Raw genomic sequence first — 25,482 nt, forward strand, 5'->3', positions numbered from 1 at the left:
TATCCATGTTGTTACTCTGCGCGTCCTGCGCGACATCCATGGAAGCTAGATTAGCCCTGGATCCAATCCGTCGATAGAGGGAAAACGCCAGCACGACGTGTAAGAGAATGCTTACACATCGTCATCATTTCAGAACTGGCCGGATTCCAACAGGAACAGCGACTCGCTGCCCGCCTTGACCGAAGCGCTCAAGGAATGAATACGCGGCAGCAGGCGGGCGAAATAGAATCGCGCCGTGCCCAGTTTGCTCGCGTAGAAATCATCCTGGTTTTCTTTGCCCAAGGCCGCCCTGGCCATCAGTGCCCACATGTAGGCATACGCGATGTAGCCAAACGCCTGGAGATACTCCACCGACGCCGCGCCGATTTCGTTCGGGTTGCTTTTCGCCCGGTCCAACAGCCAGTCGGTCAATTCGTCCAGCGTGCCGACAGCGCTGTTCAACGGCTTGATGAACTCCGCCAGATCGCTGTTCGCGGTGGCCGTGAAGTGACGGATTTCATCGGCGAACAACTTGTAGAACGCACCGCCGCTGCCGACGATCTTGCGCCCCACCAGGTCCAGCGCCTGGATACCGTTGGTGCCTTCGTAGATCTGGGTGATACGCACATCGCGCACCAGTTGCTCCTGGCCCCATTCACGAATGTAACCGTGGCCGCCGAACACCTGTTGACCATGGACGGTGGTTTCCAGGCCCAGGTCGGTCAGGAAGGCCTTCGCCACCGGTGTCAGCAACGCCACCAGGTCTTCGGCGCGCTTGCGTGTGGTTGGGTCTTCGCTGAACTTGGCGGTATCCAGTTGCATCGCCACGTAGGTAGAAAAGGCCCGACCGCCTTCGTTCGAGGCTTTCATGGTCAGCAGCATCCGACGCACGTCGGGGTGGACGATGATCGGGTCAGCGACCTTGTCCTTGTTCTGCGCACCGGTTGGCGAACGACTTTGCAGGCGGTCACGGGCATATTCGATGGCGTTCTGGTAGGAACGCTCACCGGAGGCCAGGCCTTGGATGCCAACCCCCAGGCGCTCGTAGTTCATCATGGTGAACATCGCCGCCAGGCCCTTGTTCGGCTCGCCTACCAGATAACCCACGGCTTCGTCGAAATTCATCACGCAGGTGGCGGACGCCTGGATGCCCATCTTGTGTTCGATAGAGCCGCAGTTGGCTGCATTGCGCGCGCCCAAGCTGCCGTCGGCATTGACCATGAACTTGGGCACCAGGAACAGCGAGATGCCCTTGGGACCTGCCGGCGCGTCCGGCAGTTTCGCCAGCACCAGATGAATGATGTTCTCGGTGAGGTCGTGTTCACCGCCGGTGATGAAAATCTTCGTGCCGCTGACCTTGTAGGAACCATCGGCCTGGGGCTCAGCCTTGGTACGAATGATCCCCAGGTCCGTACCGGCGTGAGGCTCGGTCAGGCACATGGAGCCGGCCCAGATGCCGGCGTACATGTTCGGTAGGTACGCCGCTTTCAGTTCTTCGCTGGCATGGGCATTGATCGACAGGCAAGCGCCGGCGGTCAGCATCGGGTACAGACCGAAGGACAGGCTGGCGGAGTTGACCATTTCCTCGACCTGGGCCGACACGGCCTTGGGCATGCCCATGCCGCCGTACACCGGGTCACCCCCGACACCGACCCAACCGCCTTCAGCGTAAGTCTTGTAGGCCTGTGGGAAACCTGCCGGCGTGGTGACGGCGCCGTCGGCCCAGTGGCAACCTTCTTCGTCAGCGGAGCGGTTGAGGGGCGCGATGCTTTTGCTGGTGACTTTGCCGGCTTCTTCAAGGATCGCTTCGACCGTTTCGGCATCCACGGTGTCGGCCAGCGCCGGCAATTGGGCCCAGAGTTTCGCGACCTCGAACACTTCATTGAGGACGAAGCGCATATCGCGCAGGGGCGCTTTGTAGTCAGCCATGGCAAACCTCGCAGGATCTAAACAGTTGGTTCGTAAAAGACGGTTTTCGCAATGACCTGAGTGTACCTCAACAACTTTTGCGACACATAGGGTCAACCCATGACTGTTTTGTTATTTTTAGTCACCAACAAAAATCGCAGGCTTCGCCAGCTCCTACGGGGAATACGCATTTCCATGTAGGATCTGACGAAGCCTGCGATCGTTGGCATTCACCCTCAATCAAAGCGCAAACAACTCCGCCGGCAGCTTCATCAGGCAATCACTCCCCGCCTCGACGGCAGCCCGATGGGCGGTCGTGCGCGGTAGCAGACGTTTGAAGTAAAACTCACACGTCGCCAATTTACCCTGACAGAAATCCCCATCACCGTGGCCGCTGTCAAGCTGCGCCTGGGCTACCAAGGCCATGCGCACCCACAGGTAGGCCAGGATGATGTAGCCGCTGTACATCAGGTAATCCACGGAGGCGGCCCCCACCTCATCGGGATTCTTCATGGCCGCCATACCGACCTGGGTGGTCAGTTCACCCCATTGCTGGTTGAGTCCGTTCAGTTGGGCGACGTACTCCTTGAGCTGCGGATGCCCGGCGTTCGCGGCGCAGAAGGTGTGGACGATTTTGGTGAAGCCTCGCAACAACTTGCCCTGGCTACCCAGCACTTTGCGCCCCAGCAAATCCAGGGCCTGGATGCCATTGGTGCCCTCGTAGATCGGCGCAATGCGACAATCTCGCACCAATTGTTCCATGCCCCATTCGCGAATGAAGCCGTGACCGCCGAACACTTGCATGCCGTGGTTGGTCACTTCCAGCCCGGTGTCGGTCATGAAGGCCTTGCAGATCGGGGTGAGAAATGCCAACAGGTCATCGGCCTCCTGGCGGGCGGATTCGTCCGGGCTCAGGTGCGCGGTATCGAGCAGTTGCGCGGTGAAATACGTCAGCGCCCGGTTGCCTTCGTTGAAGGCCTTCATGGTCAGCAACATTCTGCGCACATCGGGATGGACGATGATCGGGTCGGCGGCCTTTTCCGGCACCTTGGGGCCGGTCAGCGAGCGCATCTGCAAACGGTCGTTGGCGTACTTGATCGCGCCCTGGAAGCTCGCCTCGCCCAGGCACAGGCCCTGCATGCCGGTGCCGAGCCGGGCGTGGTTCATCATGGTGAACATGCAATTGAGGCCCTTGTTCGGCTCGCCGATCAGGAACCCCTTGGCCCCATCGAAATTGAGCACGCAGGTGGCCGATGCCTTGATGCCCATCTTGTGTTCGATCGAACCGCAGGAAACGCCATTGCGCGCCCCTGCCTCACCCGTGGCGTCGGGCAGGAACTTGGGCACGATGAACAGCGAGATGCCCTTGGTCCCGGCGGGAGCATCTGGCAACTTGGCCAGCACCAAGTGGATGATGTTATCGCTCATGTCGTGTTCGCCAGCGGAAATGAAGATCTTGCTGCCGGAGATCGCGTAGCTGCCGTCGGCCTGGGGTACGGCGCGGGTTTTGATGATACCCAGGTCGGTGCCGCAGTGGGCTTCGGTCAGGCACATGGTGCCGGTCCACTGGCCGGCGGTGAGTTTGCTCAGGTAGGCCTGTTTCTGTTCTGCCGTGCCGTGGGCGTGAATCGCCGACATGGCGCCGTGAGTCAGGCCCGGGTACATGCCCCAGGAGGTGTTGCTGGAGCCGATCATCTCGCTGATGACCAGGCCCAGGGAGCTGGGCAAGCCCTGGCCGCCATACGCCGGGTCCACCGCCAGCCCATGCCAGCCGCCCTCCACGTACTGTGCGAAAGCCTGCTTGAAGCCTGTCGGTGTGGTGACTACGCCGTTGTCGAAATGACAACCTTCTTCGTCACCGGAGCGATTGAGCGGCGCCAGCACGTTCTCGCAGAACCTGGCGCCTTCCTCGATAATCGCGCTGACCATGTCCGGGCTGGCATCGCTGGCGCCCAGCTCGGCATAGCGGCCATGGAAATCGAAGACGTGATCGATCAGAAAGCGCATGTCGCGCAGCGGGGCTTTGTACTCGGGCATGGTGGTCTTCTCCGGTAGCAGATCGTTTCAACCTACTGCCGGCCACCCAGGCCCACAATCACAGTCCAGACGCTGAATGCGCCGTCATCACTCAACCCGCGGCAGCCTCCATGCGCACCGCGCCGCGGCGGCTCTGCCCGAAGGCAATCACACAGTTACGCCCCGCGCCCTTGGCGTTATAGAGCGCCTGGTCGGCGGACTTGAGCACTTCTTCAGGCGTGCGTTGCTCAACGCGCTCCGCGACGCCGATGCTCACCGTCACCGAGACGCTGGACGTTCCGGCGCCGGAACGGCGCTGGCGGCCTTGCTGATCGTCCTGGGGACGACTGTCGGGGTTGCGCAGCTGGATGGCGTACGTCTCGATGGACTGACGGATGACTTCCAGATGGGGCATGCACTCGTCGATGGTCTTGCCTGCGAACACCAGGGCAAATTCCTCACCGCCATAGCGATACGCCCTACCGCCACCGCCGATTTTCGACAATTTGCTGGCCACTAGGCGCAGGACCTGGTCACCCACATCGTGGCCGTGGGTGTCGTTGAATTTCTTGAAGTGGTCCACGTCGCTCATCGCCAGCACATAATTGCGACCCAGGCGCTGCATGCGTTCGTTCAGCGCCCGACGCCCGGGCAGGCCGGTGAGCTCGTCACGGAAGGCCATTTGATAGGCCTCGTGGGCAACCGCCGCGGCGATCATCAGCATCACCTGGCTGCACATGATGTTCAGGGTGAACGGCAGGATGAAGGTTTTCGGCAGCATCCAGAACAACCCCAGCACCCCCACCAATTGCGCAGCATGCAGTGGCCGGGGGTTGCGCCAATACTGCCAGGCCAGCAGCAGGAACGCGGTGGCGAACATTGGGTAAGACAATTGGATCAAGCTCATCCAGGCGCCGTGCAACGCCGGCCAGCGGATCTCAGAAAGCCACAACAGCAGGGCCTGGGGAAAACTCTGCTCCAGGGCCAGCGCCACACTGCCAAAAACCAACAACACCGCGAACCGCGCCACCATGTCCTGGAACAGATGGGTGCGCTCCTGCCAGGCGGCGAACAGCCCGAACAATAGTGGCAGCAACAGGCAAACGAGATGGAACACCACCGCCGCGTCTTCGCGCACCTTGCCGTTATCGCGGTAGAAGTCAGTCTGGGTATCCAGCAAGAAATAGGCGATGTACACCGTGACCATCAGAAACAGCTCACGTTGACGTCGGTAAACCGCGCAATACGCCCCGCCCAGCAATAACACCAGTGTCGGGAGGACGTTGAACAGCGAGGTGAAGAAAACGTTGAGATCCTTGACGTAGGCAGCTGCAAGCCCCGCTAGCAACAACAGCAATGACGGTAGGAAATGGCTTAGACGTACAGCGGAAGAACGCGGCAAGGGTAAAGCTCCGACCCGGCTGATCAAGGATGGCATTGTGCCTGCAACTGGAGCAGTAAGGCACGCGAGACGTGACAGATGTCACACTGCCATCGCTGTAACGGCAGAGGGGACGGTTTTCTTAGGGTCGAGTTGGATGAATGTTTTTTCGAAATGTTTAGAGATCCCCCTGTGAGAGCGGGCCCGCTCCCACAAGGTGATTTACGGCGGACATGAAAAAGCCGCTGCTCCCGAAGAAACAGCGGCTTGGAAGAACCGCGTTAGGCTTAGTAGCCCAGCGCGAAGTCCTCTTCCTTCATGTCCATCAGGTTGTTGGCGCCCGACAGCATGGTTGCCACGTGGGTACGGGTACGCGGCAAGATGCGCTGGAAGTAGAAACGCGCGGTCTGCAGCTTGGCAGTGTAGAAGGCTTCTTCAGTGGTGCCGGCTGCGAGTTTTTCCGCCGCCAGGCGCGCCATGTCGGCCCAGAAATAGGCCAGGCAGGCGTAACCGGAGTACATCAGGTAGTCCACCGACGCCGCGCCGACTTCTTCGCGATCCTTCATGGCCGCCATACCGACTTTCATGGTCAGCTCGCCCCATTCCTTGTTCAGCGCAGCCAGGGGTTCCACGAACTCCTTGACCGCTTCGTTGCCTTCGTTGCCCTGGCAGAACTTGTGGACGATCTTGGTGAAACCCTTGAGCGCCTCACCCTGGGTCATCAGCACTTTACGACCCAGCAGATCGAGGGCCTGGATGCCGGTGGTGCCTTCGTACAGCATAGAGATACGGCTGTCGCGAACGTTCTGCTCCATGCCCCACTCGGCGATGAAGCCGTGGCCGCCATAGATCTGCACGCCATGGTTGGCCGATTCGAAGCCGACTTCGGTCATGAAAGCCTTGGCGATAGGCGTCATGAACGCCAGCAGCGCATCGGCTTTTTTCTTCTCTTCTTCATCCTCGCCGTACTTGACGATGTCGACCTGCTTGGCGGTGAAGTAGACCATCGCCCGGTTACCTTCGGCGAAAGCCTTCATGGTCAGCAGCATGCGACGCACGTCAGGGTGCACGATGATCGGGTCGGCGGCCTTGTCTGGCGCTTTCGGGCCGGTCAGGGAACGCATTTGCAGGCGATCACGGGCATATTTCAGACCGCCCTGGAAGCCGATCTCGGCGTGGGCCAAGCCTTGCAGCGCGGTGCCCAGGCGTGCGGTGTTCATGAAGGTGAACATGCAGTTCAGGCCTTTGTTCGCCGGGCCGATCAGGAAACCGGTGGCCGCGTCGAAGTTCATCACGCAAGTGGCGTTGCCGTGGATGCCCATCTTGTGTTCCAGGGAACCACAGCTCACCGCATTGCGCTGGCCGATGGAACCGTCCGCGTTAGGCAGGAATTTGGGAACGATGAACAGCGAAATGCCCTTGGTGCCAGCCGGTGCGTCCGGCAGGCGCGCCAGCACGATGTGGACGATGTTGTCAGCCATGTCGTGTTCGCCGGCCGAAATGAAGATCTTCGTACCGGAAACTTTGTAGGAACCGTCGGCCTGAGGCTCGGCCTTAGTGCGCAGCATGCCCAGGTCGGTGCCGCAGTGCGGTTCGGTCAGGCACATGGTGCCGGTCCATTCGCCGGAAACCAGCTTGGTCAGGTAGGCCTCTTGCTGTTCGGGCGTACCGTGCTCGGAAATCGTGTTCATCGCGCCATGGGACAGGCCCGGGTACATGCCCCACGACCAGTTGGCTTCACCGACCATCTCGCTGACCGCTAGGCCCAGGGATTCCGGCAGTCCTTGACCACCGTGCTCGACGTCGTGGGCCAGGCTTGGCCAGCCGCCTTCGACGAATTGCTTGTAGGCTTCCTTGAAACCCGTCGGGGTCTTCACGCCGGACTCGCTCCAGGTGCAACCTTCGATGTCGCCCACGCGGTTCAGCGGAGCCAGCACCTGCTCACAAAACTTGGCGCCTTCTTCGAGAATGGCGTCAACCATGTCCGGAGTTGCATCCTGGCAAGCCGGAAGGCTCTGATAATGCGCTTCGTAGCCAAGCAGTTCGTCACGAACGAAGCGAATATCACGCAAGGGGGCCTTGTAGTCAGGCATAGCGATAAACCTCTGCTGATGTAACCGGGAATGAACGACCGCGTGGATTTGTTGTAGCGGTCAAACAGTTGTTTGAAACATACGTTTACGCCCAAATCTTGTCAAGCGCCGATCTTTTGCCGTTCATCATCAGCCGAAAAAAATGTCGGACACGGGAAATCCATCGCGCTGAAGAATCCGCGATGTGCGTAGGAAAATATTAGTTGAGCAATAAGACGTTAGAGGCAAGAACGCCGCGAATAATCGCGGCGTTCTCGAAAATCTGAAGAGCAGGATCAGGCGAAGGTATCGATCAACGTACCGAGCATTTCGTCGGATGCCTTGGCCACGTTCACGCCCAACTGCACCTGGGACTTGCCTTGGGACAGTTCGACCATGTTGCTGGTCAGGTCCGACTGCTGGCTACGATCCACTGACCGCAGGCGATCAACCTGGACTTCGGACGACTGGCTGGTGACCGAACGCTCGATCGTGGTGTTGGCAATCTGGCCGGCCGCCTGATCGACACGGTTCTGCCCTGTCTGAATCGTGCTCAGACCGGCATAGAACGCGGTGTTTCCTGAGATTTCCATGGCAGGGCTCGTCTTCTTGAAGGGTCGACAATGGCTATTGAATCAGAACCCCAAGGAAAAGACCCGACAAAAACACTAATGGCACAGTGCCTTGTCATAGTAAAAACCTTCCCTTGGATGATTAATCCAGCAAATCCAGGTGCAGATGCTCAGCCACGATATCGGCCGTAATGCCTTTGACCCTCGGCACGCGCCCCAGACACGGCGCCGGGAGGCGTTCGGCCAAGGTGGCGAGATTTTCTTCCAGGCGCGAGGTCTTGGGATCGATGATATTCGCCACCCAACCGGCCAGTTGCAGGCCGTCCCGGGCGATGGCCTCGGCGGTCAGCAACGCATGGCTGATACAACCCAGGCGCACGCCCACCACCAGGATCACCGGCAAGCCCAGAGCCATCGCCAGATCCGAAAGATTATCCTGATCGGCCAACGGCACGCGCCAGCCGCCCGCACCCTCTATCAAGGTGAAATCGGCCTCCAGGGCCAGCACCTCACGCATCGGCCCCAACAAGGACTGCACCGTCAGCGCCACGCCGGCTTCCCGGGCGGCCAGGTGCGGCGCGATGGCCGGCTCGAATGCCAGCGGATTGACCTGGGCATACTCAAGCGGCACCGAGCACTCGGCCAGCAGCGCCAGGGCATCGGCATTGCGCAGGCCCTTGGGCGTGACCTCACAACCGGAGGCCAAGGGCTTGCCGGCGGCGGTGCTCATGCCGGCCTGGCGCGCGGCGTGCAGCAGCCCCGCCGCGACGGTGGTCTTGCCCACGTCGGTGTCAGTGCCGGTAATGAAATAGGCTAGGCTCATAGCGGTTTCTCCAAAACGGCGTAGACCACCTGGTAAGTCGCCGGCAGCCCTTGCGCCTGACGAAACGGCTCATAGGCTTCAACCAGCGCCAGGATCCGCGCCCTGCCGGTCAAGCCGCCGGGGCGACCGGGGTTCAGATTGTGGGCGCCCAAGGCCTTCAATTCGTGAGTCAGACTGCGCACGTCGGGGTAATGCAACACATGGGGACGGTTTTCAAGGCTGACGACATTCAGCCCGCTGTCCGCGCAAAGGTGTTGATACGTCTCGAACCCACGAAAACGGTTGACGTGCACCAAGCCATCCACCTGACGCCAACTGTCGCGCAACTCGTACAGTGTGCCTACGCAGAGGCTGGTGAAGGCAAACACCCCGCCCGGTTTCAACACACGATGGGCCTCGCTCAGCACCGCGGTAAAATCGGCACACCACTGCACCGCCAGGCTGGAGAACACCAGGTCGCAGCTGGCCGCTTGCAAAGGCAACCGCTCAGCGTCGCCAGCGACAAAATGCGCGGCGCCACCTTGGGGACGAGCATGGTTGAGCATGCCCTCGGCGATGTCCAACGCCAGACCGGAAGTCACGCCAAAACGCGCGCCCAGGGCCCGGGTGAAATAGCCGGTGCCGCAACCCAGGTCCAGCCAACGTTGCGGGACAAACGAAGACGGCAAGCGCCCGAGCAACTGTTGGCCCACGTCGCGTTGCAGTTCGGCCACGCTGTCATAGCTGGTTGCCGCCCGGGAAAACGAAGCTGCCACCTGGCGCTTGTCGGGCAAGGCACCGGGCAATTGGGGAAGAGACAGATCAGTCATCGCCGGACTCATGCAAAAAAGCCTGGATCGCCCCCGCTACACCGTGCGGGTCCTCCAGAAGGAATCCGTGGCCGGCCTGTTCGATCAGACCGATTTCGACATCCGGCAGCAAGGCCAGCAATTCACCCGCGGCCTCGGCCGGCACCAGCGCATCGAGCCCGGCAAACAGATGCAGTTGCGGGCCACCAAAGCGCTGCAATGCGGCGCGAGTGTCCAATTGAGCCAGCAGTTCGAGCCCGGCCATCAAGACCTCGGGCGATGTACTCGGCGCCCCGGCCAATAACAACCGCGACAACCCGCGTGGATCACTGCAGCCCTGGGCGCACAACAAACTGAAGCGCTTGAGGGTCTGGCGTGGATCGGCCGCACAGCCAGCGAGGAAGCCATCGAAGGTCTGGCCGTCCATCGCGCTCGGCCATTGCTCATGGGCGACAAAGGACGGATTGCTCGCCAGGGTCAGCAGACCGCGGCAGCGCTCACCCCGATGCGCCGCCAGCGCCGCGGCCAGCATCCCGCCCAGGGACCAACCGCCCAGCCAGGCGTCCTGAGGCACGGTGGCGTCCAACTCTTCGAGCCATTCATCGGGGTCGTTCGATACCAACGCCGGCAACGGTTCGATTTCCACTCGCCAGTGTTCGTCGAGCCCTTGCAATGCCGCCGCCAGCGGCTCCAGTGGTGAAACGCCCAACCCCCAGCCCGGCAGCAGTATCAGTCGATCACGCATCGCTTGGCTCCGGTCCCAATAGGGCAAAACACTCGGCCAGTGCATTCAACAATAGCTGCACCTGGGCCTCGCTGTGGGCGGCGGTCAGGGTCACGCGCAAACGGGCGCTGCCGGCCGGTACGGTGGGTGGGCGGATCGCCGTGACCATCAACCCGCGCTCACGCAGCATCTGCGACAAGCGCATGGCCCGCCCCGCATCGCCAATCAGGATCGGCTGGATCGGCGTGAAGCTGTCCATCAAGTGCAGGCCGATCTGCTCGGCGCCCTGGCGGAACTGACGAATCAGCACCTGCAAGTGCTCGCGCCGCCAATGCTCGCTGCGCAGCAGTTCAAGGCTCTTGAGCGTGGCGCAGGCCAGGGCCGGCGGTTGACTGGTGGTGTAGATATAGGGGCGAGCGAATTGGATCAGGCTCTCGATCAATTCTTCACTGCCGGCGACAAAAGCCCCGGCGGTGCCAAAGGCCTTGCCCAGAGTGCCCACCAGCACCGGCACGTCATCCTGACTCAGGCCAAAATGCTCGACGATACCGCCGCCATGGGCCCCCAGCGGACCGAAACCGTGGGCATCGTCGACCATCAGCCAGGCGCCCTTGGCCTTGGCTTCACGGGCCAGGGCCGGCAGGTCGGCAATGTCGCCGTCCATGCTGAACACGCCGTCGGTGACCACCAGAGTATTGCCGGTGGCTTTCTCCAGACGGCTGGCCAAACTCGAGGCATCGTTGTGCAGGTACCGGTTGAAACGCGCACCGGACAACCGCCCAGCGTCGAGCAGCGAAGCATGATTGAGGCGGTCTTCCAGCACTGTGTCGCCCTGCCCCACCAGCGCAGTGACGGCGCCGAGGTTGGCCATGTAACCGGTGGTGAACAACAACGCCCGCGGGCGGCCGGTCAGGTCGGCCAAGGCTTCTTCCAGGGCGTGATGAGGGCCACTGTGGCCGACCACCAAATGGGAGGCGCCACCCCCGACCCCCCAACGGAGCGCCCCGGCGCGCCAGGCTTCGATCACTTGCGGGTGATTGGCCAGGCCCAGGTAATCGTTGTTGCAGAACGCCAGCAACGGCTGGCCGTCCACCACCACTTCCGGGCCCTGCGGGCTTTCGAGCAGCGGGCGCTGGCGATAGAGGTTGTCGGCACGACGGGCAGCCAGGCGTGCGGCGAGATCGAAGGGCATGCAGGCCTCGGGGTGAACCACTGATTTAAGACGGGATGAGATCCCCTGTGGGAGCCGGCTTGGCTCCCACAAAGCCCGCTCCCACACTGGGTTTTGCGTCAACTCAAACAGCGGCGTTATAGAACTGCTCGCTGCTCTTCTGCTCCACCAGCGCCTGTTCAATCGCCGCCTGATGCACTTCGTCGGCATGTTCTTCGCCGGCTTCGGGCTGAATGCCCAGGCGTGCGAACAACTGCATGTCCTTGTCGGCTTGCGGGTTGGCGGTGGTCAACAGCTTGTCGCCGTAGAAAATCGAGTTCGCTCCGGCCAGGAACGCCAGGGACTGCATTTGCTCGTTCATCGCTTCACGGCCGGCGGACAGGCGCACATGGGACTGGGGCATCATGATCCGCGCCACAGCGAGCATACGGATGAAATCGAACGGATCGACGTCCTCGGCATTCTCCAACGGCGTGCCGGCAACTTTGACCAACATGTTGATCGGCACCGATTCTGGGTGCTCTGGCAGGTTCGCCAGTTGGATCAGCAAGTTGGCGCGGTCGTCCAGGGATTCGCCCATGCCGAGGATGCCGCCGGAGCAGATCTTCATCCCCGAATCACGCACGTAGGCCAGGGTTTGCAGGCGCTCGCTGTAGGTGCGGGTGGTGATGATGCTGCCGTAGAACTCCGGCGAGGTGTCGAGGTTGTGGTTGTAGTAGTCCAGGCCGGCCAGGGCCAGCGCTTCGGTCTGCTCCTGGTCGAGTCGGCCCAGGGTCATGCAGGTTTCCAGGCCCATGGCCTTCACGCCTTTGACCATTTCCAACACATAGGGCATGTCCTTGGCCGACGGGTGCTTCCAGGCCGCCCCCATGCAGAAGCGTGTCGAACCAATGGACTTGGCGCGCGCGGCCTCTTCGAGGACCTTCTGCACTTCGAGCAATTTCTCTTTATCCAGCCCGGTGTTGTAGTGACCGGACTGCGGACAATATTTGCAATCTTCCGGGCACGCGCCGGTCTTGATCGACAGCAGCGTGGAAACCTGGACGCGGTTGGCGTCGAAGTGCGCGCGGTGCACGGTCTGCGCCTGGAACAGCAGGTCATTGAATGGCTGGACGAAGAGTGCTTTGACTTCGGCCAAAGACCAGTCATGACGCAGGTTGGCAGTGGTGCTGGCGCTCATGGGCATTTCCTTGATTATGCTTGGCTAGCGCCTGGGGCATGGAATACCCACAGGCGCGACACGGATGTTCGGCATATTTAAGGAAGAGCCATGCGCTGTCAACCACGATACAAAGGACCGGTTTACATCTGGTTAAAAAACAAACAACCCTGCCTGCTGTGCGGCGAAAGCACCGATACGCCACAACCCATCTGCACACCCTGTGAAAGCGAGTTGCCCTGGCTCGGCGATCAATGCAGCGTCTGCGCCTTGCCGCTGCCCATGGCCGGACTGCGTTGCGGACAGTGCGCCTCGCGACCGCCGGCCTTCAAACGGGTCCTGGCGCCCTGGACCTACGACTTCCCGATGGACAGTCTGATCACCCGTTTCAAGCATCAGGCGAAATGGCCCCTGGGCAGGCTGCTGGGCGAATTGTTGGCGCAGTCGCTGCAACACCATTTCGACGAAGGGCTGGAGCGGCCCGACGCGCTGGTGCCGGTGCCACTGGCGGCCCGGCGTTTGCGCCAGCGCGGTTTCAACCAGGCAGCGTTGCTGGCCCGCTGGCTCAGTGGGCCGCTGGCGATCCCATGCGAAGAACACCTGCTGCGACGCACCCAGGACACCCCCGCCCAACAGGCTCTCGATGCCAGGGCCCGGCGGCGAAACCTGCGTCAGGCCTTTGCCCTCGCGCCCCAGGCATCGTTGCGCAACCGTCACTTGGCGTTGGTCGACGACGTGCTCACCACTGGCGCCACCGCTCAGGCACTGGCCGCCCTGCTGCTCGATGCCGGCGCTGCGCGGGTCGATGTGTACTGCCTGGCTCGCACGCCGAAACCCGGAGAGTCGGCTTGACGCGCCACGCCCAAGGCGCCAACGTCCGCTCATCGACCTTTACACGCAGTTTCCGCCATGTCCTTGCCCACGCTTCTGACCCAGCACATCGTTCGGCGCCCGCAACGCATCGCCCTGTTGCAGCATATCGCCGAACAAGGTTCGATCACCCGCGCAGCCAAGAGCGCGGGCCTGAGCTACAAGGCGGCGTGGGATGCCATCGATGAGTTGAACAACCTGGCGGACCAACCGTTGGTGGAACGCAGTGTCGGCGGCAAGGGCGGTGGCGGCGCCAAGTTGTCGGAGGAAGGTCAACGCGTGCTGCGCCTGTATCTGCGCCTGCAAATGCTGCAGACGCAACTGCTGGAAGCAAGCGAGGATGCCGGCGACCTGGGCCTGCTCAGTCGCCTGATGCTGCGCACCAGCGCCCGCAATCAATTGCATGGCAAGGTCCTGAGTATCGAGGCCCAGGGGCACAACGACCGGGTACGCCTGGAGCTGGCCCGGGGCCTGCTCATCGAAGCCCAGATTACCCATGACAGCACGCTGCGCCTGGAGCTGGCTGTCGGCACCGACGTGGTGGCGCTGATCAAGGCTGGCTGGCTGCAATTGCACCCCATCGAACAAGCGGAAAAACCGGGGACCAATACGCTGCGCGGCCTGATCGAACAGGTCGACGCCGCCGAAGACGGCCCCAGCGAAGTGCGCATCGGCCTGCCCAACGGCCAGACGCTGTGCGCCCTGGCCGACCCGCTTGAGCTACACAAGCAGCATCTGGAAACCGGCTCACCGGTGCAAGTGACGTTTTCAGCGACAAATGTGCTGCTCGGCACACCGCTGTAGCGTGTTGCAACAATAGTTTCATCGACCCGCTCTAAGGTGACTGCCAAAACCAGCAGGGAGCCTCAGATGAGCCTATTAGAAGAAAACCAATCCACCGACCTGGAAAAGATCGTCGGCCTGAGCCGGCGCAGCTTCATCAGCGCCGGCGCCCTGTGCGGCGCGGCGATGTTCCTGGGCGGCAACCTGCTGAGCCGCAGCGTCCTGGCCGCCGCCGTGAGCGAAGGCAACAGCCGCCTGCTGGGCTTCAACAGCATCGCCGCCGCCACGGCCGACACCATCACGTTGCCGCCAGGCTACAAGTCCTCGGTGCTGATCAGCTGGGGCCAGCCACTGCAGAAAAAAGCACCGGCCTTCGACCCCAGTGGCAACGGCACCGCCCGCGCACAGGAAGAGCAGTTCGGCGACAACAACGACGGCATGAGCCTGTTCCCCTTCCCCGGCGACAATAACCGGGCGCTGATGGCGATCAACAACGAATACACCAACTACCGCTACCTCTTCCCCCACGGCGGCCAGCCGCAGTCGGCCGAAGACGTGCACAAGGCCCAGGCCAGCGAAGGGGTGTCGGTGATCGAGGTCCAGCGTCGTCGCGGCCAATGGCAGTTCGTCCAGCAATCGCGCTACAACCGCAGGATCCACGGCAACACGCCGATTCGCCTGCGCGGCCCGGCCGCCGGCCACGACCTGCTTAAAACCAGTGCCGACCAGAGCGGCAAAAATGTACTGGGGACTTTCCAGAACTGCGCCAACGGCATGACGCCGTGGGGCACTTACCTGACCTGCGAAGAAAACTTCACCGACTGCTTCGGCAGCAGTAAGTCCGACTTGCAGTTCGATGAAGCGCAAAAACGCTATGGCGCGACCGTCACCAGCCGCGAGATCAACTGGCACCTGTACGATCCGCGCTTCGACCTGGCGAAGAACCCCAACGAACTCAATCGCCACGGCTGGGTGGTGGAAATCGACCCGTTCGATCCGCAATCCACTCCCGTGAAACGCACCGCCCTGGGCCGTTTCAAACACGAAAACGCCGCCCTGGCGCAAACCAATGACGGTCGTGCCGTGGTGTACATGGGCGATGATGAGCGCGGTGAGTTCATCTACAAGTTCGTCAGTCGCGAGCGCATCAACCCGCGCAATGCCCAGGCCAACCGTCATCTACTGGACGATGGCACCTTGTACGTGGCGCGCTTCGATGCCGGCGACGGCAACCCGGACCACCCAAAAGGCAAGGGACAGTGGATCGAGTTGACCCACGGCAAGAACGGCCTCGACGCCAGCAGCGGTTTCGCCGACCAGGCCGAAGTGCTGATCCATGCGCGCCTGGCCGCCAGTGCCGTGGGCGCCACCCGCATGGACCGCCCTGAGTGGATCGTGGTCAGCCCCAAAGACGGCCAGGTCTATTGCACCCTGACCAACAACGCCAAGCGTGGCGAAGACGGCCAACCGGTGGATGGGCCGAACCCTCGGGCCAAGAACGTCTACGGGCAGATCCTGCGCTGGCGCACCGACCGCGACGACCACGCGTCCAAGTCCTTCGACTGGGACTTGTTCGTGGTCGCCGGCAACCCGACGGTACACGCCGGCACGCCGAAAGCCGGTTCGTCCAACATCAATGCGCAGAACATGTTCAACAGCCCCGACGGCCTGGGCTTCGACAAAGCCGGCCGGCTGTGGATCCTCACCGACGGTGACTCCAGCAACGCCGGGGACTTTGCCGGCATGGGCAACAACCAGATGCTCTGCGCCGACCCTAACAGTGGTGAAATTCGCCGTTTCATGGTCGGGCCGGTGGGCTGCGAAGTGACCGGGATCAGTTTTGCCCCGGACCAGAAGGCCTTGTTCGTCGGGATCCAGCATCCTGGGGAAAACGGCGGCTCGACCTTTCCTGAGCACTTGCCCAACGGCAAGCCACGGTCCTCGGTGATGGTGATTACCCGGGAAGATGGCGGGGTGATCGGCGCCTGAGTAGGCCTCATCGCGAGCAAGCCCGCTTCCACAGGGCTCGGGTCAGCTTGCTCGCGATGGTCTCAACAGCCACCACCTATCTGCCTCTGTCTGCGCTACCATGCTGGGCCGGACGCGGCAGCCCTGCCGCTGCGCAGGAGTCAGCATGTCCCATCCGTTTGAAACCCTCACGCCCGACCTGGTGCTCGATGCCGTTGAAAGCATCGGATTCCTCAGCGACGCCCGCGTGTTGGCCCTCAACAGCTACGAGAACCGCGTCTACCAGGTGGGCATCGAAGATTCCGAGCCGCTGATTGCCAAGTTCTATCGCCCTCAGCGCTGGACCAACGAAGCGATCCTGGAAGAGCACAGCTTTACCTTTGAACTGGCCGAATACGAAGTGCCCGTCGTCGCACCACTGATCCACAACGGCACCAGCCTGCACGAACACGCCGGGTTTCGTTTCACCCTGTTCCCCCGTCGCGGCGGCCGTGCACCGGAGCCGGGTAACCTCGATCAACTCTATCGCCTGGGACAATTGCTCGGGCGCCTGCACGCGGTCGGTGCGACCCGCCCGTTCGAACACCGTGAAGCCCTGGGCGTGAAGAACTTCGGCCACGATTCACTGGCCACCGTGCTGGCAAGCGGCTTTGTCCCGCGTAGCCTGCTGCCGGCCTACGAGTCGGTCGCCCGGGACCTGCTCAAGCGCGTTGAAGAGGTCTACGCCGCCACGCCCCACCAGAACATCCGCATGCACGGCGATTGCCACCCGGGCAACATGATGTGCCGCGACGAGGTGTTCCACATCGTCGACCTCGACGACTGTCGCATGGGCCCAGCGGTGCAGGACTTGTGGATGATGCTCGCCGGCGATCGCCAGGAATGCCTGGGGCAATTGTCGGAACTGATGGACGGCTACCGTGAGTTCCACGACTTCGACCCGCGGGAATTGGCGCTGATCGAACCACTGCGGGCCTTGCGTCTGATGCACTACAGCGCCTGGCTGGCGCGACGCTGGGACGACCCGGCCTTCCCCCGTAGCTTCCCGTGGTTCGGCAGCGAACGCTACTGGGGCGACCAGGTGCTGGCGTTGCGCGAGCAATTGGCGGCGCTCAATGAAGAGCCGTTGAAGCTGTTCTGATGTACCGCAGAACCACCCTGTGGGATCTGCGGTGATTGTGCACAATACTCACAGCACAACCAGACAAATCTCCTTACAATCACCCTTCTGTTAGCTGCCTAAGCAAGGATTCTGCATGCAAGCCGCCAACCCACGTCGCGGGTACATCCTGGGCCTGAGTGCCTACATCATCTGGGGTCTGTTCCCGATCTACTTCAAGGCCATCGCCAGCGTCCCGTCGGTGGAGATCATCATCCACCGGGTGCTGTGGTCGGCCTTGTTCGGCGCGGCGTTGCTGATGGTCTGGAAGCACCCGGGCTGGTGGCGTGAACTGCGGGACAATCCACAGCGCCTGGCGATCCTCGCCCTGAGCGGGACCCTGATCGCAGCCAACTGGCTGACCTACGTCTGGGCGGTGAACCACGGCCGCATGCTCGAAGCCAGCCTGGGTTACTACATCAACCCGCTGGTGAACGTATTGCTGGGCCTGTTGCTGTTGGGCGAGCGCCTGCGCCGCATGCAATGGCTGGCGGTGGGATTGGCGGCGGTCGGTGTGGCGCAGCAGGTCTGGCAAGTGGGCAGCCTGCCGTGGGTGTCGCTGGTACTGGCGCTGACCTTCGGTTTCTATGGGTTGATCCGCAAGCAGGCACCGGTCAAGGCGTTGCCGGGGCTGGTGGTGGAAACCTGGATGCTGGTGCCGATCGCCATTGCCTGGTTGCTGTTCAATCCCACGGCCACCAGTGCCCAGGCGGCCTTCTGGACCACCTCCGAAGCCTGGTGGCTGGTGGCGGCCGGCCCCGTGACGCTGGTGCCGTTGGTGTGTTTCAACGCCGCAACACGGCATTTGCCCTACACTACCATCGGTTTTCTCCAGTACATCGCGCCGACACTGGTGCTGTTGCTCGCCGTGATGCTGTTCGGTGAGCACCTGTCGTCCAGCACGCTGGTGGCGTTCCTGTTTATCTGGGCCGGTCTGGCGGTGTACAGCGTCGATGCGATGATCAGCATGCGTCGGCGCAACTGATCAAAAAACACACAAAGTTCTCCAGGCCACGCCTGCCGTGGCCTGCACGTATCCTTCCCAAGGTTATCCACAGCGTGATCCCCGCCGTTTGTGCACAAGCCCTTGAAAACTGGTGCTTTTTTGATCATTAACCGCTAAGCCCCGGCGGGCTTGGGCTGGAGCCGGGTCTCTACAGGTTATCCACAGGCAGGCGCCGTTTTTCCTTGGATAACCTTGATTACGCTTCGTCGCTGAGCTTGAGCTCCACCATCAACTCATCGGCCAGGGTCTCCAGGTGTTCCTGCAACGTCTCCAGCGACAAGGTCAACGGCACCCCCAGAGTCGCTTCGGCGTGGAACAGCAGCTCGCTGCTCATCGGCGCCGGCCGGACGTAGGTCACCAGACGCTCGACATTGACGCCCTGCTCGCTCAACAACCGGGTGATGTCCCGCACGATGCCGGGACGGTCGTTGCCCACCAGCTCCATGGTGATGGGTTTCCAGGCGCAGGACTCCTCAAGGGCGCTTTCAGCGATCAACACGCGGATGCCGTGAGTCGATAGCCCCTGCAAGGCTTCGATCAGTTCCTCATGGACCTCGGCCGGGGCGCTGATTCGCAGAATTCCGGCAAACTGCCCAGCCAGGCGCGACATGCGACTTTCCAGCCAGTTTCCGCCGTGTTCGGCGATGCAATCGGCAATGCGCTCGACCTGCCCGGGCTTGTCCGGGGCAAAAACAGTGATGACGAGGTGGTCCATGGCGCAGTCCTCTTGTTGGGGAAGGGACAGTATAGGCAAGAGAGACAATCAGCACGTTCGCGCTTTTGTGGCGAGGGAGCTTACTCCCGCTGGACTGTGTAAGAGCTGCGTAGGAGCTGTCGAGTGCAACGAGGCTGCGATCTTGTCCCTATCAATTGAGTCTAAAGCGAAAGGTCAAAAGATCGCAGCCTTCGGCAGCTCCACAGGGGAGCAAGCTCCCTCCTCACAGTGATTTGTGTACGAACACTAAAATTATATGGAACAATTCATCTATTTTTTGAGAACATCCCGTGTCTCGACGTGACCGTAACACTTTAGTCGGTCGCGGAACGACGCAATTAGTCTAATTTTCACAACCGCAATTGATCATGTAGTATGCCGCAGCTAGCACTACATAACGCTGTACCGATGTCTGCTTAAGGCGCAGTCGCATCCCTGAAAAGCCCCGTCAGCAAGGCTTACCACCCAGCCGCCAGCGATGGCATGCACTGGTTCCGGGGTTTGTGCTTTAAATGTCCCGAGGCTTCATTGTCAAAATCGAAGAGCTGAAAAGCGAAATAGCTGAGCAGAGTGAGGCAAGCAATGACTGAATACGTTCAAGTCGGTGGCCTGCAGGTCGCCAAAGTCCTGTTCGACTTCGTGAATAACGAAGCCATTCCCGGAGCCGGCCTCACCGCCGACGCGTTCTGGGCCGGCGCCGACAAGGTCATCCACGACCTGGCACCGAAGAACAAAGCCCTACTCGCCAAACGCGATGATTTCCAGGCGCGGATCGATGCCTGGCACCAGGCCCGTGTCGGCCAGGCCCACGACGCCGTGGCTTACAAAGCCTTCCTGCAAGACATTGGATACCTGCTGCCAGAAGCGGCGGATTTCCAGGCCACGACCCAAAACGTCGATGACGAAATCGCCCGCATGGCCGGCCCGCAGCTGGTGGTGCCGGTGATGAACGCCCGCTTCGCCCTCAACGCATCGAACGCCCGCTGGGGTTCGCTGTATGACGCGCTGTACGGCACCGATGCCATCAGCGAAGCCGATGGCGCGCAAAAAGGCAAAGGCTACAACAAGGTCCGCGGCGACAAGGTCATCGCCTTCGCCCGTGCCTTCCTCGACGAAGCCACGCCCCTGGCGGCCGGCTCCCATGTCGACTCCACCAATTACAAAATCGTTGATGGCAAACTGGTGGTCACCCTCAAGGGCGGCAGCAACAGCGGCCTGCGTGACGATGCCCAGTTGATCGGCTTCCAGGGCGATGCCTCGGCACCGACCACCGTGCTGTTGAAGCACAATGGCCTGCACTTCGAAATCCAGATCGATGCCAGTACCCCGGTCGGCCAGACCGACGCCGCCGGCGTCAAAGACATCTTGATGGAGGCCGCGCTGACCACCATCATGGACTGCGAAGACTCGGTCGCCGCCGTCGATGCAGCCGACAAAGTGGTGATCTACCGCAACTGGCTCGGCCTGATGAAAGGCGACCTGGCTGAAGAAGTCGCCAAGGGTGGCCAGACCTTCACCCGCACCATGAACCCCGACCGTGTCTACACCGCCGTCGACGGCTCGAGCGTGACCCTGCACGGCCGCTCGCTGTTGTTCGTGCGTAACGTCGGCCACCTGATGACCATCGACGCGATCCTGGACAAGCATGGCAACGAAGTGCCAGAAGGCATTCTCGACGGTCTGATCACCAGCCTGGCCGCGACCCACAGCCTCAACGGCAACACCAGCCGTCGCAACAGCCGCACCGGCTCGGTGTACATCGTCAAGCCGAAGATGCACGGCCCGGAAGAAGCCGCGTTCACCAACGAGCTGTTCGGTCGCGTCGAGGACGTGCTGAACCTGCCGCGCAACACCCTCAAGGTCGGGATCATGGACGAGGAGCGTCGTACCACGGTCAACCTCAAGGCCTGCATCAAGGCCGCCAGCGAGCGCGTGGTGTTCATCAACACCGGTTTCCTCGACCGTACCGGCGATGAAATCCACACCTCCATGGAAGCCGGCCCGATGGTGCGCAAGGCCGACATGAAAGCCGAGAAGTGGATCGGCGCGTATGAGAACTGGAACGTCGACATCGGTTTGAGCACCGGCCTGCAAGGTCGCGCACAAATCGGCAAAGGCATGTGGGCGATGCCGGACCTGATGGCGGCGATGCTCGAACAGAAAATCGCTCATCCGCTGGCCGGCGCCAACACCGCATGGGTGCCCTCGCCGACCGCCGCGGCCCTGCACGCGCTGCATTACCACAAGGTCGACGTGTTCGCTCGCCAAGCCGAACTGGCCAAACGCGCTCGCGCATCGGTGGACGACATCCTGACCATCCCACTGGCCGTCAACCCGAACTGGACACCGGAGCAAATCAAGAACGAACTGGACAACAATGCCCAGGGCATCCTTGGCTACGTGGTGCGCTGGATCGACCAGGGTGTCGGCTGCTCCAAGGTGCCGGACATCAACGACATCGGCCTGATGGAAGACCGTGCGACGCTGCGTATCTCCAGCCAGCACATTGCCAACTGGCTGCGCCACGGCATCGTCACCCAGGACCAGGTGATGGAAAGCCTCAAGCGCATGGCGCCGGTGGTCGACCGCCAGAACGCCAGCGACCCGCTATACCGTCCGCTGGCACCAGACTTCGACCGCAACATCGCCTTTCAAGCGGCAGTCGAGCTGGTGATCGAAGGCACGAAGCAGCCTAACGGCTACACCGAGCCGGTACTGCACCGCCGTCGGCGCGAGTTCAAGGCCGCCAATGGGTTGTGATTGAGCGGTAAACAGCGGCACAAAAAAAAGCCCTGATCGAAAGATCAGGGTTTTTTCATTTTCCAGTACTCGACCGCTTTCATAGCGCTTTTATGGCGACGGTATTCATCTGTGGGAGCAAGGCTTGCTCCCACAGATGATCTTAAAGCTCCATCCCCAACTCACGCTTGACCAACCCCAACAGCTTGTCGGTATCGATCGGCTTAAGCAAAAAGTCCACCACGCTCAGGCGCATGGCTTCAATGGCGTCCTTCACGTCGGCATCACCCGACACGATGATGATCGGCAACGCCGCCCGCTCGGACTCGCGCACCAGGCGAACCAGTTCCAGGCCATCGACGTTGCGCATCCGCAGGTCGGTGATCAACAGGCCGATCGATGGCTTGGTTTCCAGCATCTTGAGTGCCGTTTCACCACTGGCAGCGGTCATGCAGCGAATCCCGTCCAACGCCAGGATCTCCGACAGCAGCTCACGAGCGTCCTTGTCGTCATCGACGATCAAGACGCGCTGCGGCGGCAGGTCAGGTTCCAGCATGGCGGCACTCAGCGCCTCGCGCTCGGCGTCACTCAAAATATCGTGGTCGGACATGGTGCTCTCTACGTTCTTTAAATCAATCCCCTGGCACAGTGGTCAGACATCGTTCTGCTGCGCTTCAATGTGCACTTCGTCGGATTTTTTACCAAGAACATTAATGAAGACTTTTCTGCCACCTAGCGTAGCCTTTTTCCGTAAGCCCACCCCTATTCAGCGACCTAGACTTACGTCCAATGGGCACCCCACGCTGAGGGGCCGACCATGCAATAACGGATCCGACCACAAACAATCAAAAAAGACTGCGCAATGGTTATGAAAAAAGCGGACGCCTTCACCCAGGCAGGGAAAACCGCGGTGTTGCAAAACATCCAGGGGACACTGCAGTTTCTCCAGCGCTTTCCCCCATTCAACCAGATGGAAAACGCTCATCTGGCCTATCTGGTGGAGCAATGCCTGCTGCGCTTTTATGCGCCGGGCGACACCATCATCAAACCGGCCGACGGCCTGGTGGAACACTTCTACATCGTCAAGCAAGGCCGGGTGGTAGGCGAACGTCCGCATACGGCCAAGGGGGGTACAGAGACCACCTTCGAGATCACCACCGGCGAATGTTTCCCCCTCGCCGCACTGCTGGGCGAACGGGCCACACGCACCGAACACCGGGCCGGCGAAGACACGTTCTGCCTGCAATTGAACAAGCAGGCCTTCATCAAGCTGTTCGCCCTGTCCGGCCCGTTTCGCGACTTCGCCCTGCGTGGGGTCAGCAGCTTGCTCGATCAGGTCAATCAGCAGGTCCAGCAAAAGTCCGCACAAACCCTGGGGACCCAGTACTCCCTCAATACACGGCTGGGTGAACTGGCGATGCGCCATCCGGTCAGTTGCAGCCCGGATATGCCGCTGCGCGAAGCCGTCAAGCTGATGCACGAGCAGCAGGTCGGCAGCATCGTGGTGGTGAACGAGCAGAAAGCCCCGGTGGGGATTTTCACCCTGCGCGACCTGCGGCACGTGGTGGCCGATGGTACCGGGGACTTTTCCCAGGCAATCGTCGGGCACATGACCCAGGCGCCGTTTTTTCTCTCGCCGGATCACAGCGCCTTCGACGCAGCCATCGCCATGACCGAACGGCACATCGCCCACGTCTGCCTGGTCAAGGACCATCGCCTGTGTGGCGTGGTATCGGAGCGCGATCTATTTTCCTTGCAGCGCGTCGACCTGGTGCACCTGGCCCGGACCATCCGCAACGCGCCCAGAGTGGAAAACCTCGTGGCCCTGCGCGGCGAGATCGGCCAACTGGTGGAGCGCATGCTGGCCCACGGCGCGTCGTCGACCCAGATCACCCACATCATCACCCTGCTCAACGATCACACTGTGTGCCGGGTCATCGAGCTGACCCTGGCCGACAAGGGTGACCCAGGCGTGCCGTTCAGTTGGCTGTGCTTCGGCAGTGAAGGCCGACGTGAACAAACCCTGCACACCGACCAGGACAACGGAATTTTGTTCGAAGCCCGGGACGCCGCCCATGCCGCGCAGATTCGTGGCCTGCTGCTGCCCATCGCCCAGCAGATCAACCAGAACCTGGCCTTGTGCGGCTTCACCTTGTGCAAGGGCAACATCATGGCCGGCAACCCCGAGCTGTGCCTGTCCCGCGCCGAATGGGCGCGCCGCTTTTCGGCATTCATCCGCGAAGCGACGCCAGAAAACCTGCTGGGCTCGAGCATCTATTTCGACTTGCGGGTGGTCTGGGGCGATGAGCAAGGCTGCGATCAATTGCGTCGGCATCTCCTCGACCAAGTGGCCGATAACCGCTTGTTCCAGCGCATGATGGCCGAAAACGCCTTACGCCACCGCCCGCCCGTGGGACGCTTCAGGGATTTCGTGCTGAGCCGCAAGAATGGCGAAAAGGCCACCCTAGACCTGAAGGTGCAGGGCCTGACGCCCTTCGTCGACGGCGCCCGTCTGCTGGCGCTGGCCAACGGCATCGAAGCCAACAATACCCTGGAACGCTTGCGGCAATTGGTCGACAAACAAGTCATCGAACCGCTCGATGGCGCAGCCTATGAAGAGGCCTATCACTTCATCCAGCAAACCCGCATGCAGCAACACCAACTGCAAACCCGCGAGAACCTGCCCTACTCCAACCGCGTAGACCCTGACAGCCTCAACCATCTGGACCGACGCATCCTGCGCGAATCCCTGCGCCAGGCCCAACGTCTGCAAAGCAGCCTAACGCTGAGGTATCAGTTGTGAGCATTTTTTCCTGGTTGCGCCCAGCCCAACCCATGTTGCCCGAAGAAATGCAAAAGCACCTGGAACGCCTGCCGGCGGCTTCAGCCTTGGGTGAATGCGACCTGCGGGAACAACGCTGGGTCGTGCTGGACCTGGAAACCACCGGGTTGAACCTGAACAAGGACCAGGTGCTGTCCATCGGTGCGGTGGTCATCGAAGACGGCGCCATCGACTTCAGCCAACAGTTCGAACGCACCTTGCAATGCGATAAGCAGAAACTCGGGCCGAGTGTGTTGATCCATGGCCTGGCGCCCAGTGCCATCGCCGCTGGCAGCAACCCGGCCGAGGCGCTACTGGCGTTCATGGAGTTTGTCGGCGACAGTCCGCTGCTGGCCTTTCACGCACCGTTCGATTCCCACATGCTCGGGCGCGCCTTGAAAGATTACCTGGGCTATCGCCTGCAGCATCCGTTCCTCGACGTGGCAGACCTGGCCCCGATGCTTTGCCCCCAGGCCCACCTGCGCAAATCCGGCCTGGACGAGTGGATCGACTGGTTCAAGCTGCAAGTCTTCGACCGCCACAACGCCAGTGCCGACGCCCTGGCCACGGCGGAACTGGCGCTGATCCTGTTCAGCCGCGCCCGTCAGCAGCAGCTCCACAGCCCACTTGACCTGCAACAGCGCCTGAGCCAGTGGAAACGACGGCAGCAGGCGCCCTCACTCTAAATTCTCTGCTCCTAGGGTGGTTCGCCTGTGGGAGCAAGGCTTGCCCGCGATGGAGGCGACTCGGTTTCAGAAAGACCGCATCGCCTGTTTCGCGGGCAAGCCTTGCTCCCACAGATACCCCTCGCCACAAGGTGCCCTTTTG

The 25,482-nt window shown here is 61.5% G+C and carries 20 protein-coding genes; 8 read left to right on the forward strand and 12 right to left on the reverse strand.

The annotated features are described in order from the left end of the window. Positions 1-129: 129 nt before the first annotated feature. From AACY42_RS05090 to bioB, 10 genes are all read right to left on the reverse strand, one after another. Complete coding sequence (locus tag AACY42_RS05090) at positions 130-1,908, reverse strand: acyl-CoA dehydrogenase C-terminal domain-containing protein (protein WP_339477225.1); 1,779 nt, start codon at positions 1,906-1,908, stop codon at positions 130-132. Positions 1,909-2,127: 219 nt separating this feature from the next. Next, entirely contained in the window at positions 2,128-3,924 is a 1,797-nt protein-coding gene (locus tag AACY42_RS05095) for an acyl-CoA dehydrogenase C-terminal domain-containing protein (protein ID WP_339477227.1), read from the reverse strand. A 91-nt stretch (positions 3,925-4,015) separates the two neighbouring features. After that, the gene (locus AACY42_RS05100) at positions 4,016-5,305 is read right to left on the reverse strand and encodes a GGDEF domain-containing protein (RefSeq protein ID WP_339477230.1); all 1,290 of its coding nucleotides are present in this window, start codon (positions 5,303-5,305) and stop codon (positions 4,016-4,018) included. A 266-nt stretch (positions 5,306-5,571) separates the two neighbouring features. Further along, positions 5,572-7,377 carry a phenylacyl-CoA dehydrogenase gene (locus AACY42_RS05105; protein ID WP_339477233.1) on the reverse strand — a complete coding sequence of 602 codons (1,806 nt, stop codon included), beginning with the start codon at positions 7,375-7,377 and terminating at the stop codon, positions 5,572-5,574. A 275-nt stretch (positions 7,378-7,652) separates the two neighbouring features. Next, entirely contained in the window at positions 7,653-7,949 is a 297-nt protein-coding gene (locus tag AACY42_RS05110; protein WP_339477236.1) for a pyrroloquinoline quinone biosynthesis protein PqqE, read from the reverse strand. Between the two features lie 121 nt (positions 7,950-8,070). Continuing rightward, positions 8,071-8,751: a dethiobiotin synthase gene (gene bioD / locus AACY42_RS05115; RefSeq protein WP_339477239.1), complete on the reverse strand. Its 681-nt coding sequence runs from the start codon at positions 8,749-8,751 to the stop codon at positions 8,071-8,073. Further along, positions 8,748-9,560 (reverse strand): malonyl-ACP O-methyltransferase BioC, encoded by an 813-nt coding sequence (gene bioC / locus AACY42_RS05120; protein ID WP_339477241.1) that lies wholly within the window; start codon positions 9,558-9,560, stop codon positions 8,748-8,750. Before bioC ends, bioD begins: the two co-directional genes overlap by 4 nt. Continuing rightward, the gene (locus AACY42_RS05125) at positions 9,553-10,284 is read right to left on the reverse strand and encodes an alpha/beta fold hydrolase (RefSeq protein ID WP_339477243.1); all 732 of its coding nucleotides are present in this window, start codon (positions 10,282-10,284) and stop codon (positions 9,553-9,555) included. Before AACY42_RS05125 ends, bioC begins: the two co-directional genes overlap by 8 nt. Beyond that, a complete protein-coding gene (gene bioF / locus AACY42_RS05130; RefSeq protein WP_339477245.1) occupies positions 10,277-11,455 on the reverse strand; it encodes an 8-amino-7-oxononanoate synthase in 1,179 nt (392 codons plus the stop codon). The genes AACY42_RS05125 and bioF overlap by 8 nt, the downstream gene beginning before the upstream one ends. Positions 11,456-11,558: 103 nt before the next feature. Then, positions 11,559-12,614 (reverse strand): biotin synthase BioB, encoded by a 1,056-nt coding sequence (bioB, locus tag AACY42_RS05135; protein WP_339477248.1) that lies wholly within the window; start codon positions 12,612-12,614, stop codon positions 11,559-11,561. Positions 12,615-12,704: 90 nt separating this feature from the next. Between bioB and AACY42_RS05140 the strand changes: the two genes are divergently transcribed. From AACY42_RS05140 to rarD, 5 genes are all read left to right on the forward strand, one after another. Beyond that, positions 12,705-13,445 (forward strand): ComF family protein, encoded by a 741-nt coding sequence (locus AACY42_RS05140; protein ID WP_339477250.1) that lies wholly within the window; start codon positions 12,705-12,707, stop codon positions 13,443-13,445. A 57-nt stretch (positions 13,446-13,502) separates the two neighbouring features. Further along, a complete protein-coding gene (locus AACY42_RS05145; RefSeq protein WP_339477251.1) occupies positions 13,503-14,267 on the forward strand; it encodes a TOBE domain-containing protein in 765 nt (254 codons plus the stop codon). Between the two features lie 66 nt (positions 14,268-14,333). Beyond that, positions 14,334-16,235, forward strand: a complete 1,902-nt coding sequence (locus AACY42_RS05150) for a PhoX family protein (RefSeq protein WP_339477253.1) — start codon at positions 14,334-14,336, stop codon at positions 16,233-16,235. Positions 16,236-16,380: 145 nt separating this feature from the next. Then, on the forward strand, positions 16,381-17,355 hold the full coding sequence (locus AACY42_RS05155) for a serine/threonine protein kinase (RefSeq protein ID WP_003206247.1): 975 nt from the start codon (positions 16,381-16,383) through the stop codon (positions 17,353-17,355). Between the two features lie 115 nt (positions 17,356-17,470). Further along, positions 17,471-18,358, forward strand: a complete 888-nt coding sequence (gene rarD / locus AACY42_RS05160) for an EamA family transporter RarD (protein WP_339477255.1) — start codon at positions 17,471-17,473, stop codon at positions 18,356-18,358. 217 nt (positions 18,359-18,575) lie between these two features. On the opposite strand, the gene AACY42_RS05165 is transcribed toward rarD, so the two are convergent. Then, positions 18,576-19,094, reverse strand: a complete 519-nt coding sequence (locus AACY42_RS05165; RefSeq protein WP_339477257.1) for a glycine cleavage system protein R — start codon at positions 19,092-19,094, stop codon at positions 18,576-18,578. 582 nt (positions 19,095-19,676) lie between these two features. On the opposite strand from AACY42_RS05165, the gene AACY42_RS05170 reads away from it, so the two are divergent. Then, positions 19,677-21,854, forward strand: a complete 2,178-nt coding sequence (locus AACY42_RS05170; RefSeq protein ID WP_339477259.1) for a malate synthase G — start codon at positions 19,677-19,679, stop codon at positions 21,852-21,854. 142 nt (positions 21,855-21,996) lie between these two features. Here AACY42_RS05170 and AACY42_RS05175 read toward each other — a convergent pair whose 3' ends face one another. After that, positions 21,997-22,443 (reverse strand): response regulator, encoded by a 447-nt coding sequence (locus AACY42_RS05175; RefSeq protein WP_339477261.1) that lies wholly within the window; start codon positions 22,441-22,443, stop codon positions 21,997-21,999. A 258-nt stretch (positions 22,444-22,701) separates the two neighbouring features. Here AACY42_RS05175 and AACY42_RS05180 point away from each other — a divergent pair, with 258 nt between their 5' ends. After that, positions 22,702-24,636 (forward strand): putative nucleotidyltransferase substrate binding domain-containing protein, encoded by a 1,935-nt coding sequence (locus tag AACY42_RS05180; RefSeq protein ID WP_339477673.1) that lies wholly within the window; start codon positions 22,702-22,704, stop codon positions 24,634-24,636. Beyond that, positions 24,633-25,340: a 3'-5' exonuclease gene (locus AACY42_RS05185; RefSeq protein WP_339477264.1), complete on the forward strand. Its 708-nt coding sequence runs from the start codon at positions 24,633-24,635 to the stop codon at positions 25,338-25,340. The genes AACY42_RS05180 and AACY42_RS05185 overlap by 4 nt, the downstream gene beginning before the upstream one ends. Positions 25,341-25,482: the final 142 nt, after the last annotated feature.

The sequence above is a fragment of the Pseudomonas sp. RL_5y_Pfl2_73 genome (assembly GCF_963970515.1).
Taxonomy (GTDB): domain Bacteria; phylum Pseudomonadota; class Gammaproteobacteria; order Pseudomonadales; family Pseudomonadaceae; genus Aquipseudomonas.

Excerpts from the sequence above, each read along its gene's own strand:
- AACY42_RS05090 (WP_339477225.1), bottom strand. The coding sequence starts at position 1,908 with ATGGCTGACTACAAAGCGCCCCTGCGCGATATGCGCTTCGTCCTCAAT.
- AACY42_RS05095 (WP_339477227.1), bottom strand. The coding sequence starts at position 3,924 with ATGCCCGAGTACAAAGCCCCGCTGCGCGACATGCGCTTTCTGATCGAT.
- AACY42_RS05105 (WP_339477233.1), bottom strand. The coding sequence starts at position 7,377 with ATGCCTGACTACAAGGCCCCCTTGCGTGATATTCGCTTCGTTCGTGAC.
- AACY42_RS05110 (WP_339477236.1), bottom strand. The coding sequence starts at position 7,949 with ATGGAAATCTCAGGAAACACCGCGTTCTATGCCGGTCTGAGCACGATT.
- bioD (WP_339477239.1), bottom strand. The coding sequence starts at position 8,751 with ATGAGCCTAGCCTATTTCATTACCGGCACTGACACCGACGTGGGCAAG.
- bioC (WP_339477241.1), bottom strand. The coding sequence starts at position 9,560 with ATGACTGATCTGTCTCTTCCCCAATTGCCCGGTGCCTTGCCCGACAAG.
- AACY42_RS05125 (WP_339477243.1), bottom strand. The coding sequence starts at position 10,284 with ATGCGTGATCGACTGATACTGCTGCCGGGCTGGGGGTTGGGCGTTTCA.
- bioF (WP_339477245.1), bottom strand. The coding sequence starts at position 11,455 with ATGCCCTTCGATCTCGCCGCACGCCTGGCTGCCCGTCGTGCCGACAAC.
- bioB (WP_339477248.1), bottom strand. The coding sequence starts at position 12,614 with ATGAGCGCCAGCACCACTGCCAACCTGCGTCATGACTGGTCTTTGGCC.
- AACY42_RS05140 (WP_339477250.1), top strand. The coding sequence starts at position 12,705 with ATGCGCTGTCAACCACGATACAAAGGACCGGTTTACATCTGGTTAAAA.
- AACY42_RS05145 (WP_339477251.1), top strand. The coding sequence starts at position 13,503 with ATGTCCTTGCCCACGCTTCTGACCCAGCACATCGTTCGGCGCCCGCAA.
- AACY42_RS05150 (WP_339477253.1), top strand. The coding sequence starts at position 14,334 with ATGAGCCTATTAGAAGAAAACCAATCCACCGACCTGGAAAAGATCGTC.
- AACY42_RS05155 (WP_003206247.1), top strand. The coding sequence starts at position 16,381 with ATGTCCCATCCGTTTGAAACCCTCACGCCCGACCTGGTGCTCGATGCC.
- rarD (WP_339477255.1), top strand. The coding sequence starts at position 17,471 with ATGCAAGCCGCCAACCCACGTCGCGGGTACATCCTGGGCCTGAGTGCC.
- AACY42_RS05165 (WP_339477257.1), bottom strand. The coding sequence starts at position 19,094 with ATGGACCACCTCGTCATCACTGTTTTTGCCCCGGACAAGCCCGGGCAG.
- AACY42_RS05170 (WP_339477259.1), top strand. The coding sequence starts at position 19,677 with ATGACTGAATACGTTCAAGTCGGTGGCCTGCAGGTCGCCAAAGTCCTG.
- AACY42_RS05175 (WP_339477261.1), bottom strand. The coding sequence starts at position 22,443 with ATGTCCGACCACGATATTTTGAGTGACGCCGAGCGCGAGGCGCTGAGT.
- AACY42_RS05180 (WP_339477673.1), top strand. The coding sequence starts at position 22,702 with ATGAAAAAAGCGGACGCCTTCACCCAGGCAGGGAAAACCGCGGTGTTG.